Origin of the sequence: Afifella aestuarii (assembly GCF_004023665.1) — a bacterium.
Classification (GTDB): Bacteria; Pseudomonadota; Alphaproteobacteria; order Rhizobiales; family Afifellaceae; genus Afifella; species Afifella aestuarii.
In genome coordinates, this window is sequence record NZ_SAUF01000001.1 from 475,822 (window position 1) to 490,460 (window position 14,639).

The window sequence follows — 14,639 nt, forward strand, 5'->3', positions numbered from 1 at the left end:
AAATGACGCACAAGCTCCTGCTTCTCGCCGGTGACGGCATCGGCCCGGAAATCATGGCCGAGGTGAAAGCTCTCATCGATTGGATGAACGCCGAAGGCATCGGCTCTTTCGAATGCGAGGATGGCCTGGTGGGCGGTGCAGCCTACGACGCCGAAGGCGTGGCGGTCAGCGACGCCACCATGGAGAAGGCGCTCGCCAGCGACGCGGTTCTCTTCGGCGCGGTCGGCGGGCCGAAATGGGACGGGGTGCCCTACGAGGTGCGCCCGGAAGCGGGGCTTCTGCGCCTGCGCAAGGATCTCGGCCTCTTCGCCAATCTGCGCCCGGCCATCTGCTATCCGGCGCTCGCCGATGCTTCCTCGCTGAAGCGCGACGTGGTGGAGGGCCTCGACGTCCTCATCGTGCGCGAGCTTACCGGCGGCGTCTATTTCGGCGAGCCGAAAGAGATCAAGGATCTCGGCAACGGCCAGAAGCGGGCGATCGATACGCAGATCTACGACACCTACGAGATCGAGCGCATCGTGCGCGTCGCCTGCGACCTCGCCCGCACGCGGCAGAAGCGCGTCACCTCGATGGAAAAGCGCAATGTCATGAAGTCCGGCCTGTTGTGGAACGAGGTCGCGACCCGGATCGCCGGCGAATATCCGGATATCACCTTGGATCATGTGCTCGCCGATGCCGGCGGCATGCAGCTCGTGCGCTGGCCGAAGCAGTTCGACGTGATCGTCACCGACAATCTCTTCGGCGATATGCTGTCGGATGTCGCCGCCATGCTGACCGGCTCGCTCGGGATGCTGCCGTCGGCTTCGCTCGGCGCGCCCGATCAGGCGACCGGACGGCGCAAGGCCATGTACGAGCCGGTGCACGGCTCCGCCCCGGACATCGCCGGCACCGAGGTCGCCAATCCGATCGCCATGTTCGCATCCTTCGGTATGGCTCTCAGATATTCCTTCGGCATGATCAGCGAGGCCGACAAGCTCGATCAGGCGATCGCCGACGTGCTCGACGAAGGGCTCCGTACGCGGGATATCCTGCCGCGCGGCGGCGGCAACGGGCTGACCGAGGTCGGCACCAAGGGCATGGGCCAGGCGATCCGCGAGCGGTTCTTGAAGCTGATGCACGGCGCCTGAGGCACGATCCTTCGCCAGACGTCTTTTTGAGTTACCCTTGAGTTAACTGCAATCGGACGGGGAAATTGCATAAAATTTTCCCCTCCGACAATGTGAGGTTGCGCGCTTCAGGGGGGATTCGATGGCGGGTGAAGACAGACGTTGTTGCGGGAGGGCTTGCCCGCGAGGTTGCGTGGCATGAGCAGCGCCAATGCTTCGCCACGCACATCATCCGCCGATATGGCCGCCCCTCAAAGCATGCAGGTGTCTTCCGAGAGAAATGCTTCTTCTGCCGTGGAGGTGTTGGGCGACGTCCGCCAGGCGGTGACGGCGGAATTCCGCCGCGACTGGCGGAAATTGGCCGCCGAGTCCGGGACGCCCAACGCCTTTGCGGAGCCTTTTTTCGTCGAAGCGGCGCTTCAGCGCCTGGTGCGGCCGGGCAAGGTCAAGCTCGTCGCGTTTGCCGATGATCATGGGCTCATCGGTCTTCTGCCCCTGACCGTTTCGCCGCCGATCCCGGGCATCGGCCGTGTGGCCAATCGCTTTATGCACATTCACGATTTCGACGGCACGCCGCTGGTGCGCCGCGGCAGCGAGGCTCTGTTTCGCGCGAAACTCGGCGCCTGGCTGACGCGCGAAGGGGTCGCCTTTCTGCGTTTTCGCGATGTGGAGGAGGCGAGCCCCGCCATCGATGGGCTTCTCAACGGAGAGGACGAGACGCTTCGAGGGGCCGTCGTCGCCCGGCTGGTGCGCGCGGCTCGCCATCTCGGAGACGGGTCCTGCGGGCTGGAGGCTCTGCAATCGGGCAAGAAACGGCGCGGTATGCAGCGGCGCAGACGTCGGCTCGAGGAACTCGGAGAGCTTGCCTTCGTCGATTTGAGCGCGCAGCCGCCTTCCTCCTGGGCGGACGATTTCCTGAGGCTCGAAGCGAGCGGCTGGAAGGGAGAGATGGGAACGGCGATCGCCTGCCGGCCGCAGGAGCGCGCCTTCTTCGACAAGATGGTGGACGCGGGAAGCGCCAACGGCAACCTGATCGTCCACGCCCTGGAGCTCGACGGGCGGCGCATTTCGATGACGCTTTATCTGCGGGCCGGCGACGTCGCCTGGGGCTTCAAGAAAGCCTATGCCGGCGATCTTGCGCGATGCTCTCCGGGTTTCGTCCTGGAGGCCGAGAGCGTCGCAGCCCTCAAGACACAAGGCGATATCGCCTTTGTCGACACGTGCAGCATCGATACCTCGACCCTCGTTCCGGGACTGTGGCCGCAACATCGGGCGATGGCCGACATCGTCGTCGCCGTCGGCTCCGCGCGCAAATGGCTGAAAACGGCGGTGTGGCTGGAGAAGACGTATCGGGCCAGGCGGCGCGATCTGCGCAGTCTTTATGTGCGGCTGAAACGTCTGCCCGCGCAGGCGCGCCGGGACCGGCCCGCTGCGACACACAATTGACATTGTGCGCACCTGCGATAAAACCTCCGCCACCATGATGAGCACAGCCAAGACGAAGACGACCGGCTAATCGCTCCGCCCCGATCTCTCCCCGGGGCGGGGGAGAGATGCTTTGTTTTCGGGGAGAGAGGAGCTAGACATGGGTTACAGGATCGCTGTCGTAGGTGCGACCGGCAATGTCGGGCGGGAAATGCTCGACATTCTCGATGAACGTGGTTTCCCCGCAGACGAAGTCGTGGCGCTCGCCTCCCGGCGCAGCCAGGGCACGGAAGTCTCCTTCGGCGACAAGACGCTGAAGGTGCAGGCGCTCGAACATTTCGATTTCGCCAATGCCGATATCGCGCTGATGTCGGCGGGCGGCTCGGTGTCCCTGGAATGGGCGCCGAAAATCGCTGCGAAGGGCTGCGTCGTCATCGACAATTCCTCGGCCTGGCGCACCGATCCGGACGTGCCGCTGATCGTGCCGGAAGTGAATGCCGATGCCGTCACCGGCTTCGCCAAAAAGAACATCATCGCCAATCCGAACTGCTCCACCATCCAGCTCGTCGTGGCGCTGAAGCCGTTGCATGAGCGCGCCAAGATCAAGCGCGTCGTCGTTGCGACCTATCAGTCGGTTTCCGGCGCCGGCAAGGACGCGATGGACGAGCTCTTCAATCAAACGCGCGCCGTCTTCGTCGCCGATCCGATCGAGGCGAAGAAATTCCCGAAGCGCATCGCCTTCAACTGCATTCCCCATATCGACGTCTTCATGGAAGACGGCACGACCAAGGAGGAATGGAAGATGGTGGCGGAGACGAAGAAGATCCTCGATCCGAAGATCAAGCTTTCGGCCACCTGCGTGCGCGTGCCGGTGTTCGTCAGCCATTCTGAAGCCGTCAACATCGAGTTCGAGGAAGAGTTGTCCGCCGAAGAAGCGCGCAACATCCTGCGCGAAGCGCCGGGCTGCCTCGTCATCGATAAGCACGAGCCAGGCGGCTACATGACGCCCTATGAGAGCGCCGGCGAGGATGCGACCTATATCTCCCGCATCCGCGAGGATCCGACGGTCGATTCCGGTCTTTCCATGTGGGTCGTGGCCGACAATCTCCGCAAGGGCGCCGCGCTCAACACGGTGCAGATCGCCGAGCTTCTGGTGAACCGCAAGCTCCTGGAGAACCGCAAGGCCGCCTGATGGCGGGCGCGACGGGGCGAGGGGCGAGTGACGGCGATAAAGCCGGCCGGCCGTGTCTCCTGGTGACGGGCTTCGGCCCGTTTCCGGGCGTTGCGGTCAATCCGAGCGCCTGGGTGGTGGAGCGGCTCGCCGACGAGGCGGGCGGGTTCGCTTCTCACGCCGATGTGCGGACCGCCATTCTCGCGACCGACTGGCAGGAGGGGCCGAACACACTCGACCGCCTCTGGCAGGCGCACCGCCCGGATGTCGTCGTGCATTTCGGTGTGGCGTCTGCGGCGCGGGGCTTTCGGCTCGAACGTGTCGCCCGCAACAGGCGGCTCGCGCGTCCCGACGTGCAGGGCGCCCTGCCGCCATCGGCGGAGCTCGAAGAGGCGGGGCCCGCCTCGTGGCGCGGCTCGCTGCCGCTGCGGCGCATCCATGCGGCGCTGTCGGGCGCCGGCATTCCGGCCGATTTTTCCGACGATGCCGGTGATTATCTCTGCAACGCCATCTTCTATCGCTCCGGCCGCTATGCGGCCGAAGCCGGCCGCCTCGTCATGGCGGGTTTCATCCATCTGCCGTTCTGCACCTCGGCGCCGGCTTCCGCGGTTGCCGACGGTGGCGACGGTGAACGCGGCTGCGATGCTGGTCCGACCTGCCTTGCCGACGAGGTGATGCTGGCCGGCGCGCGTCTCGTTCTTGAGACCGCCATCGCAGCGTGGCGGGAGCGCGCCGGCTCGAGCTTCGATCGCGACCAGTTTGAGGGCGACTAGCGCCGCTGCCAGTTCTGCGTCTTGCAGAAGATGCCGAGCGCGCAGCCCTTGAGTTTCAGGCTGTTCGCGGAGGTGAGGGTGGCGGAGCCGGAATAGGTCTTGTCGTCTTCCGGATTGACGACCGTTCCCTTGTATTTGCCGTCCGAGCCCTGCATGCGGCCGATCTCCTTGCCCTTGTTGGGGCCGCTCGTCACCTTCATGCAAAAGGCGTTGCCGCAGGAGCTGATGCGCACCGTGTTGCCGGTGGCGGCGACCCAATTGCCTTCCAGAGGATCGGCTGCGGCGAGGGCCGGCCACGCGACAAGGGCCGCGATGAGGGCGATGGTTTTGGTCTTCATGACGTCTCCTCCCAAGTTTTTTGCCACTATGGGGAGGAGTTGAGACAAAGAAAACCGCGATTTTCGCGTCCGGCGGAGCTGCCGTTGCGGAAGTCTTCGCGGTTATGAACAGGTTTTACGTCAGGCTTATTGGGCCTTTCGCTTCGGCGATGCGCCGCAACGCGATGCGGCCGAGATTTGGCCGGAGCATCACGTCCTGTCCTTCGGCAAAGGCAAGTTCATCGCGGCCGAGCTGTTCGGTGACGACGAAGAGGTCGGCCGTGCCGGCCGCCGCGAAGGCGAGCGCTTCTTCAGAGGACGCGCCGAGGATCTTGCGACCGAGATAAAGTGCCGAAAAAAGATCGCCCGCGCCCTTCGCCGGATTTTCGACGACGGGATGTTCGGCGAGGATCGTCTCGTTCGGTTTGACGAGCACGGCCGCCATGCGGCCGCGCATCAGGGCCGGGGCCGAGGTGACGATGACTTCGGCCGGGCCTAGGCGGCGTGCGTCGGCGACGAGGGCGGTCGGGTCGGGCTCGGGCTTCGTGCCCGTCAGCCAGCCGAATTCGAAGACGTTCGGAGTGGCGATGTCGGCGAGCGGCAGGAGATGGTCGCGGATCGCCTCCGCCACGGGCTCCGGTACGTAGAGGCGGTCGGAATCGCCCATCACCGGATCGCAGAGATAGACGAGCCCCGGAAACCGATCCTTCAAGCCGGCGATGAAGCGGGCCGTCTCGGCCACGTGTTCGGCGCGGCCGAAATAGCCGGTGGCGACGGCGAGCGGCGGGCGCTCGGAAAAGCGCGTGGCGACGCCGGCGAGAAGAGCTGCGAAATCGGCGGCGCTCGCCAGGATCGGACGGCCGAGGCCGAAGCCCGGATGATGCGGCAGAAGCACGGTCGGGATGTCGACCGTCTCCATGCCGAGCCGCTCCAACGTGAAACCCATGATGCGGTTGCCGACGGCGCCGGCAGCGACATGGCTGGAAATCAAAATAATCCGGCCGGAGGAAGCCATTGCATTCCTTCAAAATGAGGCAGGGAGAATCAGGGCCATCTGAACCAAGGCGGCCCAGAAGAGCAAGAAGCCCGCCGCAATGCGACGGGCTCCTAGAGATCAAACGGGGCTTTTTGCGGTTGAGGCGATCGCCTCAGGTCAGCGCGTACGAACACCGCGGCGACGCTGGCTTGCAATCCGATCGGCGCGACGGCGAACCAATTCCGCGTTCGGATCAGAAGTCAGCGGCATGGCGAGCGCGCTCTCGACCTCGAAACGCGTCAGGCCGATATCCTGCAGCATCTGATCGTCGAGGGTGGCAAGCCGGTAGGCGGCGCGGCGTCCCTTGATGGCACGCGCGAGGCGCAGGAGCGTGTTGGCGACCGGCTGCAGGAAGGCGCCGGCGCGGGCGGCGAGATCGCCTGATCCGGCGGTTCGGACCGCTGGATTGTGGGAAAGATTGTCGAGCATTGCTGCCTCCAAACGAAAAATCGGGTCTTCCGAAACCCGGTTCAGGGAATGGCGGCGGGACACCGTGTCGTACCGTCCATGAGCCTCATTTCGTCTTTCCCTATTGATCAATCAAACGAAAAGGTTTTACATTTCGGTTCAGTTTCATTGAATCATGAGGCGCGTCATGCAGCCGATCCTCGATGCCGATCTCCTGCGTACATTTGTCGCGATTGCCGACACCGGAAGTTTCTCCGTCGCCGCCGAACGGGCCGGGCGTACGCCCTCGGCCGTCTCCATGCAGGTGAAGAAGCTCGAAGACCTCGTCGGACGGCGGCTTTTCGACCGCGATTCCCGGCGCGTCGCGCTCACCGCCTTCGGGGAATCGATGCTGCCGGATGCGCGCCGGATCCTGCAGATGCATGCCGAGCTCTGGGGCCGTCTGAAGCAGCCCGATCTCGAGGGCTCGATCACCGTCGGCACGCCGGACGAATATGCGAGCGCCTTCCTGCCGCGTGTTCTCAGAAGTTTCGCCCGCACGCATCCACGCGTGCAGGTCAACGTCATCTGCGACATCTCGGCGAAGGTGCGCGTCTATCTGGAACGCGGCGACATCGACAGCGGGCTCGTCACCAATGCGGACATTTCGGATGCGCAGTTCCTCCGCCGACAGGTGCATGAGGAACAGCTCGTCTGGCTCGGGGCGCGCGGAGGCACCGCCTATCGGCGCGAGCCCCTGCCGGTCGCCGTCGCCAATCCCGATTGCTGCTGGCGCAAACGCTCCGTGGCGGCCTTGAACAAGGCGGGCTTTCGGCATCGCGTCGCCTATCAGAGCGCTTCGGCTGCCGGTCAGATCGCAGCCGTTGCCGGCGACCTCGCCATTGCGCCGCTGCCGGCGTCGCTGGCGCGCGGCGATCTCGTGCTTCTCGGTGCCGATACGGGGCTGCCGGATCTCGGCACCTATGCGATCTCCTTCATCGCGCGCGACGAAAGCGATCCCCTCGTCATGGCGCTGTCCGACCATGTGGCGGAGAGTTTCGCACCGGCGAGCGTCCCCGCCCCCGGCATGAGCCTCGGCAAGGCGGCGTAGGGTTTCGCCGCCTGGCGCTGAGGAAACGGTCAGGGAGCCCGCGAGGGGCTCGGAAGAGGTTCAGGAACCTGCGGGAGCTGCCGCCGAAGGGGCCTCGCGGGTCGTCTGGGCGGTGCCGTCGAGCGCCGCCTTGATCAGCTTCGTGCCATCGGCTGAATTCCATTCCGCCGGGCCGTTCATATGGCCGACGAGGCAGCCATTGCCGTCGACGAGCGCTGTCACGGGCAGGCCGACGGCGAGCCCCATCGCCTTCATCTTGTTGAAGATGTCCATGGATTTGTCGGTGAGAAGCGGCAGATGCTCGACGCCGATCTCATCGAGGAACTGGCGCGGTCGCTCCGGCCCGGAGGTGTCGATGTTGATCGGCACGACCGAGAAGTCGTCGCTGCCGAGATCGCCCTCGAGCGCATCGAGCGCCGGCATTTCCTCACGGCAGGGGGCGCACCAGGTGGCCCAGAGATTGACGAGCTTCAAACGGCCGGAGAGATCGGCGAGGCTCTGCTCGCTTCCGTCCGCGCCGGTGAAGGTGAGGGCGCTCAGATCCTGCGGTGTGTTTGCCGGGATGAAGGCCGCCACTTCGCCGCCGATCACCGGGTCGAGGCGTGCGCCTGCCTCAACGGCCGTCTGGCAATTGGCGCCCAGTTCGCCGGCCGCATCATTGCCATCGCCGGGAATCCCGTATAGGGCGAGTCCAAAGCCGAGGACGATCACTGCGAACGTACCGAAGGCCAGATAAGTGCGTTTCACCGTAATCTGCTCCGAATCTTCATCTTCAAAGACTGCGATCAGCTGATGTCCAACCGCATGTGGGGCGGCCGCTTTTCCGAAAGCCCGGACGCCATCATGGAAGAGATCAACGCTTCCATCGATTTCGACCGGGCTCTGGCGAGCCAGGATATTGCCGGCTCCAAAGCCCATGCCGAGATGCTGGCGAAAGCCGGCATTATTTCGACGGAGGATGCCCGCAAGATCATCGACGGTCTCGACCAGATCGCGGCCGAGATCGAGGAAGGCCGCTTCACCTTCTCGCGGAACCTGGAAGACATTCATATGAATGTCGAGGCACGTCTCGCGGAATTGATCGGCGATGCGGCAGGGCGCCTGCATACGGCGCGCTCGCGCAACGATCAGGTGGCGACCGATTTCAGGCTTTGGGTGCGCGATGCGCTCGACGATCTCGATCGCCAGATCCTCGCCTTGATGAACGCACTGGTGACGAAGGCCGCAAAGCATGCCGGCACCGTCATGCCGGGCTTCACACATCTGCAAAGCGCGCAGCCGGTCACCTTCGGCCATCACATGCTCGCCTATGTGGAGATGTTCGCGCGCGACCGGAGCCGCTTCCGCGATTGCCGCGCCCGCCTCAACGAATGTCCGCTCGGCGCTGCAGCCCTTGCCGGCACCGCCTTTCCGATCGACCGGAAGATGACGGCGGCCGCGCTCGGCTTCGACCGGCCAGCTGCCAATTCGCTCGATGCCGTCTCCGATCGCGATTTCGCCATGGAGGCGCTTGCGGCCGCCTCGATCTGCGCGGTGCATCTGTCGCGCTTTGCCGAAGAGATCGTCATCTGGTCGTCGGCGCAGTTCCGCTTCGTCAAGCTCTCCGACAAGTTCACAACCGGCTCCTCGATCATGCCGCAGAAGCGCAATCCGGACGCGGCGGAGCTGGTGCGGGCCAAGGCCGGGCGCATCATCGGGGCGCTCAATGCGCTGATGGTGGTGATGAAGGGTCTGCCGCTCGCCTATTCCAAGGACATGCAGGAAGACAAAGAGCAGGTCTTTGACGCCCTGCCGTCGCTGTCCCTGTCGCTTGCGGCGATGGCCGGCATGGTCGCCGATCTTCAGCCGAACGAAGCCCGTTTGCGCGAGGCCGCCGGGATCGGCTTTTCGACGGCGACCGATCTCGCCGATTGGCTGGTGCGCGAGGCGGGGCTGCCGTTCCGCGAGGCGCATCACATCACCGGCCGGATCGTCGCCGAGGCGGAAGCGCTCGAGGTCGATCTCGGCGAGATGCCGATCGAGGCGCTGCGCAAGGTCTATCCGAAGCTCGATGCGAGCGTGTTCGACGTCTTGTCCGTCGATGCCTCGGTCGCGAGCCGCGTGAGCGAAGGCGGCACCGCCCCCGACAATGTGCGCCAGCGCGCCAAAGATTGGCAGGCCCGGCTCGCCGAGGAGGAGGCTCTTGCAAAAGCCACTCCGCTTTCGCCTAAGGGCTCGCTATAGTCCGCGAAAGGAAGAGGTTCGCGATGGCCTGGCTGCGCTTAGCTGTGGTTTTGATGATGACGGCGACGGTGGTTGCCGGCTGCGGGCGCCGCGGCGCGCTGCAGCCGCCTCCCGGTGCGCCCGAAGCGGTGACGCCGCGCGGCGACATCGGCAATCCAGGCTCGAGCGACCGCAATTTCGACGATCTCACCAGGCTCGACGAGCCGGCGGCGAACGACGAGGACGGCGACATCGCCACACGTCGTGCCGAGGAAGCGGAGAAGGCCCATGGCGGGCGCCGCTTCATCCTCGATCCGCTGATCTAAGCAGGGCGCCAGGGAAGGGCGAAGCTTTGCATCATTTTTCCTATCGCGGCGGCGTGCTCCACGCCGAAGACGTGCCGATCCCGGAAATCGCCGCGGCGGTCGGCACGCCGTTTTATTGCTATTCGACGGCGACTTTGACCCGGCATTATCAGGTCTTCGAGGAAGCGTTTGCGGACCTGCCGCACCGCGTCTGTTACGCCCTCAAGGCCAATTCCAATCAGGCGGTGATCGCGACTTTGGCGCGGCTCGGCGCCGGGGCCGACGTGGTCTCGGAAGGCGAATTGCGGCGGGCGCTCGCGGCCGGTGTCCCGGCTGAAAAGATCATGTTCTCCGGGGTCGGCAAGACCGCCCACGAGCTGCGTTTCGCGCTCGAGGCGGGCATCCACTGCTTCAATGTGGAATCGGAGCCGGAGCTTGCCCTCCTCTCCCGGCTTGCCGTCGAAGCCGGGCAGGTGGCGCCGGTCAGCCTGCGCATCAATCCCGACGTCGATGCCGGCACGCACGACAAGATCGCGACGGGGCGCAAGGAGAACAAGTTCGGCATTCCGGCGGACCGGGCGCGGGCCGTCTATGCGGAAGCGGCCAAGATGCCGGGGCTCAAGATCATCGGCATCGACATGCATATCGGCAGTCAGATCACTGAGCTTCAGCCTTTCGACGCGGCCTTCCGGCGGCTCGCCGAACTCGTCGTGATGCTGCGCGAGGACGGTCACGAGATCGAGCATGTCGATCTCGGTGGCGGGCTCGGCATTCCCTATGACGAGGACAAGGCGGCTCCGCCGCTGCCGTCGAACTATGCCGAGATCGTGCGCCGCCATATGAATGCGCTCGTTGCCACCGTCATCTTCGAGCCCGGCCGCCTCATCGCCGGCAATGCCGGAATTCTGGTGAGCGAAGTCATCTACGTGAAGGAGGGAGAGGGGAAGAATTTCGTCATCGTCGATGCGGCGATGAACGATCTCATCCGCCCGACCCTCTACGAGGCCTATCATCGGATCGCGCCAGTGCGCGAAAGCGATGCCGAGACGATCGTCTGCGACGTGGTCGGTCCGGTCTGCGAGACCGGCGATTTCCTCGGCAAGAATGTGCGCATGGCGCGGCCGGAAGCGGGCGATCTCGTCGCCGTCTTCTCCGCCGGCGCCTATGGCGCGGTGCAGGCGGGCACCTACAATACGCGCCGGCTGGTGCCGGAGGTGCTGGTGCATGGACATGAATATGCGCTGGTGCGGGCGCGGCACAGCTACGAGGAGCTCATCGGTCTCGACCGTGTGCCGTCTTGGCTCATGCCGGACGACGCCTAAGCGAGATCACGAAGACGTCAAATCTCGTGCAAGGCCTTGATGTGGCCATGCTTCGCCCTTGTCCTTTCCGCTCATTCGTTGTCCGCTATACTTGTGACGATCGGACGCAATCTGTCCTTTCGAGGCGGCCGCTGAGCCCGGTCGGATGCGCGGCGGGCGAGGTTGGCGTCGAGGCCGGCAGAATGACGAGACCGGCAAGATAAGGAACTGGCCGTGAGCGATGCGCCGAAGACGATGCCAGGCAGAGATTTCGACGGGCCAGGCGAGGATGTCCCTGGCGACGACCTGAGCGCCCGCGAGAGGACGCCCGACGAGGCGCGGGCGCAAGTCGCCGAAGAGCGCCTTGTCCGCCTCACACGCCGCGCCCGGCTCGCGCTCTTCTGGGAGGCGGCCTGGCCGCGGCTCGTTCCGCTTCTGTCAATCGTCGCCCTCTTCTTCGCGCTCTCGTGGCTCGGCGTCTGGAGCTTTGTCGGCGATTGGGTGCGCGGCGGCATCCTCCTCGGTCTGGGTCTTGCCGCGATCGCAGCATTCGTCTGGATCCTGCGCACGCCCTTTCCGAGCCAGGCCGCCGCCCTGAAGCGGGTGGAACGGAATTCGCCGGTCTCCCATCGCCCGGCGAGCGGCTTGCGGGACACGCTCTCCACCGTTTCCGAAGGGCCGGCGGCGGAAGCTCTGTGGGCGGCGCATCGCCGGCGATTGATGGCATCTCTGGCCGCGATGCGCGCCGGTCCGCCGCGTCCCGACATGGTGCGGCGCGATCCGAATGCGCTGCGCTTTGTCGTCCCCGTTTTGCTCTTCGTGGCGTTTCTGGTCGGCTGGGGCGAGCACTGGCCGCGGCTTGCCGATGCCTTCCGGCCCGTCTCGGCGCACCTTTCGACCGGCGTGCCGGCCCGCATCGACGCCTGGGTCGATCCGCCGACCTATACCGGCGCGGCGCCCGTCTATCTGTCGCGCCGTGGTGAAAGACAGGGCGAGAGCGCCGGGGAGGTGACGGAGGTGCGGGTGCCGCAGGGAAGCCGCCTCACCGTGCGCGTCGCCTCGAGCGAACCGGCCGTCGTCACGCTCGACGGACCCAGCGGCCCGACGGCGCTCGCGGCCGACGAGGACGGCGCGACGTCGAAATCCGGTGCGGAGCCTCAAGCGGCCAATGATGCGGCGAAGACGGCGGTTCCGGCACCGGCTGCAAACAAGGCACCCGGCGCAAACAAAGCGGGCTCGCGCGACGACCAGACGATCCGCAGTTACACGACGACGCTCGAAAGCGACGGCTCCGTCTCGGTCGAGGCCGGGCGGGCCAGCGAACATTACGCCTTCCGCATCATTCCAGACCGGCCGCCGACGATCCGGCGCGGCGAGGTCACCGTCAATCGGTCCGGCTCCTTCACCATGGCCTTCACGGTGGAGGACGATTACGGCGTGACCGACGGCAACGTCACGTTCCGGCCGCAGACGCCGCCCGAAAAAGGTGCGCATCCTCTGGTCGAGGCGCCGTCGATCGCGATCCGCACGGGACGCGGGCGCAAGGAGGAGAACGGTGCCAAGGCGTCGGGGCGCCTGGAAGAGCATCCTTATGCCGGCATGCCGGTCGTTGCCGACGCCGTGGTGCGCGATGCCGCGGGCCAGGAAGGCCGGCCGGCCGATGACGGCGCCATGACGCTGCCGGCGCGGCCATTCCGCAACCCGATCGCCAAGGCGCTCATCGAGCAGAGGCGTGAGCTCGCTCTCGATGCCCGCAGCAAAGACCGCGTCGTGCAGGTGCTCGATGCGATGACCATCCGGCCGGGCGATTTCGTCAAGGATTCCGGCATCTATCTCGGCCTCACCGTCGCCTATCAGAGAATGCGGGCGGCCGAGAGCGACGACGAGCTGCGCGCGATGCTCGATTATCTCTGGGAGATGGCGGTTCTCATCGAGGACGGAGAATTGTCGGAGGCGCAGGAGCGGCTTGCGGAGGCGCGCGAGGCGCTCGAACAGGCGCTCGCAGAAGGTGCCTCGGAGGAAGAGATTTCGCGTCTCACCGAAGAGCTGCGGCAGGCCATGAACGACGTCATGCGCAGTATGGCCGAACAGATGGCACGCTCCGATCCGCAGAAATTGATGCCGATCGATCCGAACGCGCAGGTTCTGTCGCAGCAGGATCTCGAACGCATGCTCGACCGCATCGAAGATCTGGCGCGGCTCGGCGACAAGGAGGCAGCGCAGGAGCTCTTGAGCCAGCTCCAGGAGATGCTCGACAACATGCAGATGGCCCAGCGCATGCAGCAGCAGATGCAGAGCGGCGAAATGGGCCAGATGATGCAGCAGATGGAGGAACTCGGCCGGCTGATGCGCGAGCAGCAACGGTTGATGGACGATACGTTCAGCCTCGATCAAGGGCAGCGGCCGGGGCAGAGACCCGGCGACGGCGAGATGTCGCCTTCGGAAATGGCGGAAATGATGCGCAAGCTGCAACAGAACCAGGGCAATCTGCAGGAGCAGCTGCAGGCGCTCCTCGACAAGCTGCGCCAGCAGCAGGGCCAGGGCCAGCAGCCGGGCGAGCAACCCGGCGGCGAGCCGGGGCAGGGCGGCGAAGGCCAGATGGGGCAGGGCGAGCGCGCCCTCGACCGCGCCGGACGGGCGATGGGAGAAGCCACCGGCTCACTCGGAGACGGCGAACCCGGTCAGGCCATTGGTCCGCAGGGCGAGGCGCTGCAGGCGATGCGCGAAGGCATGCAGCAGATGATGAGCGAGATGATGGGCCAGCAGGGTCAGGGCGGGCAGCAGCGGGTCGGCCGCGGCGGCAACCCGCAGGGCCAGACGGACCCGCTCGGCCGGCCGCAGCGGGCGCAAGGGCCGCAGCTCGGCGAGGATGTGCGCATTCCCGACGAATTCGACGTGGAGCGCGCGAGGCGCATTCTCAACGCCATCCGCGAACGCCTCGGCGAGCGCTTTCGGCCGAGCTACGAGCTCGATTACCTGGAACGGCTCCTGCAGCGCGATTGAGCGCGCGGGCTGAGAAAGCCCGGCTGAGAACGCGCGGCCTCTTAAATCGAAGCCGGGAGCGAACCGGAAAAGCCGCGCGTCATCTGGGATGAAGGAAGGTCGGCGGTCTTCGCCGTGGCAGATCAGGCGACCTGCTGCTTTTCTGCACCCGCGACGCTGACCGCGGTGCGGATTTCCTGAAGCGTGAAGGGCTTGGTGAGGACGTCGCGAATGACCTTCTGAAGGTCATCGGCGCGCTCGCGCTGATCGGCGAAGCCGGTCATCAGAAGGATCGGGAGGCCCGGCCATTTGCGCGCGGCGCTGTGGGCGAGATCGATGCCGTCCATGAGCGGCATCTTCACGTCGCTGACGAGCAGATCGAATTCGCCATCGCTGGCGAGCAGTCGGTCCATGGCTTCCAGGCCATCGCACGCCGTCTCGACGCTGTGGCCATCCAGTTCCAGCGCGCGGCTGACGAAAGCTCGGACGGAATCATCGTCTTCCGTCAGGAGAATACGCATTA

At 65.4% G+C, this 14,639-nt stretch carries 14 protein-coding genes; 9 read left to right on the forward strand and 5 right to left on the reverse strand.

What is annotated here, in order from left to right; genetic code table 11:
* Positions 1–2 precede the first annotated feature (2 nt).
* The 4 genes from leuB (at position 3) to EO094_RS02190 (ending at position 4,475) form a co-directional block, all read left to right on the forward strand.
* On the forward strand, positions 3–1,127 hold the full coding sequence (leuB, locus tag EO094_RS02175) for a 3-isopropylmalate dehydrogenase (protein WP_128290701.1): 1,125 nt from the start codon (positions 3–5) through the stop codon (positions 1,125–1,127).
* A gap of 282 nt (positions 1,128–1,409) precedes the next feature.
* On the forward strand, positions 1,410–2,552 hold the full coding sequence (locus tag EO094_RS02180; protein WP_164879523.1) for a GNAT family N-acetyltransferase: 1,143 nt from the start codon (positions 1,410–1,412) through the stop codon (positions 2,550–2,552).
* A 139-nt stretch (positions 2,553–2,691) separates the two neighbouring features.
* Positions 2,692–3,723, forward strand: a complete 1,032-nt coding sequence (locus EO094_RS02185) for an aspartate-semialdehyde dehydrogenase (protein ID WP_128290703.1) — start codon at positions 2,692–2,694, stop codon at positions 3,721–3,723.
* The gene (locus tag EO094_RS02190; protein WP_128290704.1) at positions 3,723–4,475 is read left to right on the forward strand and encodes a pyroglutamyl-peptidase I; all 753 of its coding nucleotides are present in this window, start codon (positions 3,723–3,725) and stop codon (positions 4,473–4,475) included. The genes EO094_RS02185 and EO094_RS02190 overlap by 1 nt, the downstream gene beginning before the upstream one ends.
* Here the strand turns inward: EO094_RS02190 and EO094_RS02195 are convergent.
* The 3 genes from EO094_RS02195 to EO094_RS02205 all read right to left on the reverse strand — a co-directional run bounded on the left by EO094_RS02195 (position 4,472) and on the right by EO094_RS02205 (position 6,257).
* On the reverse strand, positions 4,472–4,813 hold the full coding sequence (locus EO094_RS02195) for a DUF2147 domain-containing protein (protein ID WP_128290705.1): 342 nt from the start codon (positions 4,811–4,813) through the stop codon (positions 4,472–4,474). The two genes, EO094_RS02190 and EO094_RS02195, sit on opposite strands and share 4 nt — an antisense overlap.
* 115 nt (positions 4,814–4,928) lie before the next feature.
* Positions 4,929–5,807 carry a PfkB family carbohydrate kinase gene (locus tag EO094_RS02200; protein ID WP_128290706.1) on the reverse strand — a complete coding sequence of 293 codons (879 nt, stop codon included), beginning with the start codon at positions 5,805–5,807 and terminating at the stop codon, positions 4,929–4,931.
* 138 nt (positions 5,808–5,945) lie between these two features.
* Positions 5,946–6,257, reverse strand: coding sequence for a YjiS-like domain-containing protein (locus EO094_RS02205; protein ID WP_128290707.1), 312 nt, complete (start codon positions 6,255–6,257; stop codon positions 5,946–5,948).
* Positions 6,258–6,423: 166 nt separating this feature from the next.
* On the opposite strand from EO094_RS02205, the gene EO094_RS02210 reads away from it, so the two are divergent.
* Positions 6,424–7,326: a LysR family transcriptional regulator gene (locus EO094_RS02210; protein WP_164879524.1), complete on the forward strand. Its 903-nt coding sequence runs from the start codon at positions 6,424–6,426 to the stop codon at positions 7,324–7,326.
* A 60-nt stretch (positions 7,327–7,386) separates the two neighbouring features.
* On the opposite strand, the gene tlpA is transcribed toward EO094_RS02210, so the two are convergent.
* Positions 7,387–8,115: a thiol:disulfide interchange protein TlpA gene (gene tlpA, locus EO094_RS02215; protein WP_128291769.1), complete on the reverse strand. Its 729-nt coding sequence runs from the start codon at positions 8,113–8,115 to the stop codon at positions 7,387–7,389.
* A gap of 3 nt (positions 8,116–8,118) precedes the next feature.
* On the opposite strand from tlpA, the gene argH reads away from it, so the two are divergent.
* From argH to EO094_RS02235, 4 genes are all read left to right on the forward strand, one after another.
* Positions 8,119–9,549, forward strand: coding sequence for an argininosuccinate lyase (argH, locus tag EO094_RS02220; RefSeq protein ID WP_128290709.1), 1,431 nt, complete (start codon positions 8,119–8,121; stop codon positions 9,547–9,549).
* 23 nt (positions 9,550–9,572) lie between these two features.
* On the forward strand, positions 9,573–9,854 hold the full coding sequence (gene lptM, locus EO094_RS02225; protein WP_128290710.1) for an LPS translocon maturation chaperone LptM: 282 nt from the start codon (positions 9,573–9,575) through the stop codon (positions 9,852–9,854).
* A gap of 26 nt (positions 9,855–9,880) precedes the next feature.
* Entirely contained in the window at positions 9,881–11,155 is a 1,275-nt protein-coding gene (gene lysA / locus EO094_RS02230) for a diaminopimelate decarboxylase (RefSeq protein ID WP_128290711.1), read from the forward strand.
* A gap of 213 nt (positions 11,156–11,368) precedes the next feature.
* A complete protein-coding gene (locus tag EO094_RS02235) occupies positions 11,369–14,137 on the forward strand; it encodes a TIGR02302 family protein (protein ID WP_128290712.1) in 2,769 nt (922 codons plus the stop codon).
* Positions 14,138–14,259: 122 nt separating this feature from the next.
* On the opposite strand, the gene EO094_RS02240 is transcribed toward EO094_RS02235, so the two are convergent.
* Positions 14,260–14,637, reverse strand: a complete 378-nt coding sequence (locus tag EO094_RS02240) for a response regulator (protein WP_092813577.1) — start codon at positions 14,635–14,637, stop codon at positions 14,260–14,262.
* Between the last annotated feature and the right edge of the window lie 2 nt (positions 14,638–14,639).

Coding starts and splice junctions, on each gene's coding strand:
- leuB (WP_128290701.1), top strand. CDS start 3: ATGACGCACAAGCTCCTGCTTCTCGCCGGTGACGGCATCGGCCCGGAA.
- EO094_RS02185 (WP_128290703.1), top strand. CDS start 2,692: ATGGGTTACAGGATCGCTGTCGTAGGTGCGACCGGCAATGTCGGGCGG.
- EO094_RS02190 (WP_128290704.1), top strand. CDS start 3,723: ATGGCGGGCGCGACGGGGCGAGGGGCGAGTGACGGCGATAAAGCCGGC.
- EO094_RS02195 (WP_128290705.1), bottom strand. CDS start 4,813: ATGAAGACCAAAACCATCGCCCTCATCGCGGCCCTTGTCGCGTGGCCG.
- EO094_RS02200 (WP_128290706.1), bottom strand. CDS start 5,807: ATGGCTTCCTCCGGCCGGATTATTTTGATTTCCAGCCATGTCGCTGCC.
- EO094_RS02205 (WP_128290707.1), bottom strand. CDS start 6,257: ATGCTCGACAATCTTTCCCACAATCCAGCGGTCCGAACCGCCGGATCA.
- EO094_RS02210 (WP_164879524.1), top strand. CDS start 6,424: ATGCAGCCGATCCTCGATGCCGATCTCCTGCGTACATTTGTCGCGATT.
- argH (WP_128290709.1), top strand. CDS start 8,119: ATGTCCAACCGCATGTGGGGCGGCCGCTTTTCCGAAAGCCCGGACGCC.
- lptM (WP_128290710.1), top strand. CDS start 9,573: ATGGCCTGGCTGCGCTTAGCTGTGGTTTTGATGATGACGGCGACGGTG.
- EO094_RS02240 (WP_092813577.1), bottom strand. CDS start 14,637: ATGCGTATTCTCCTGACGGAAGACGATGATTCCGTCCGAGCTTTCGTC.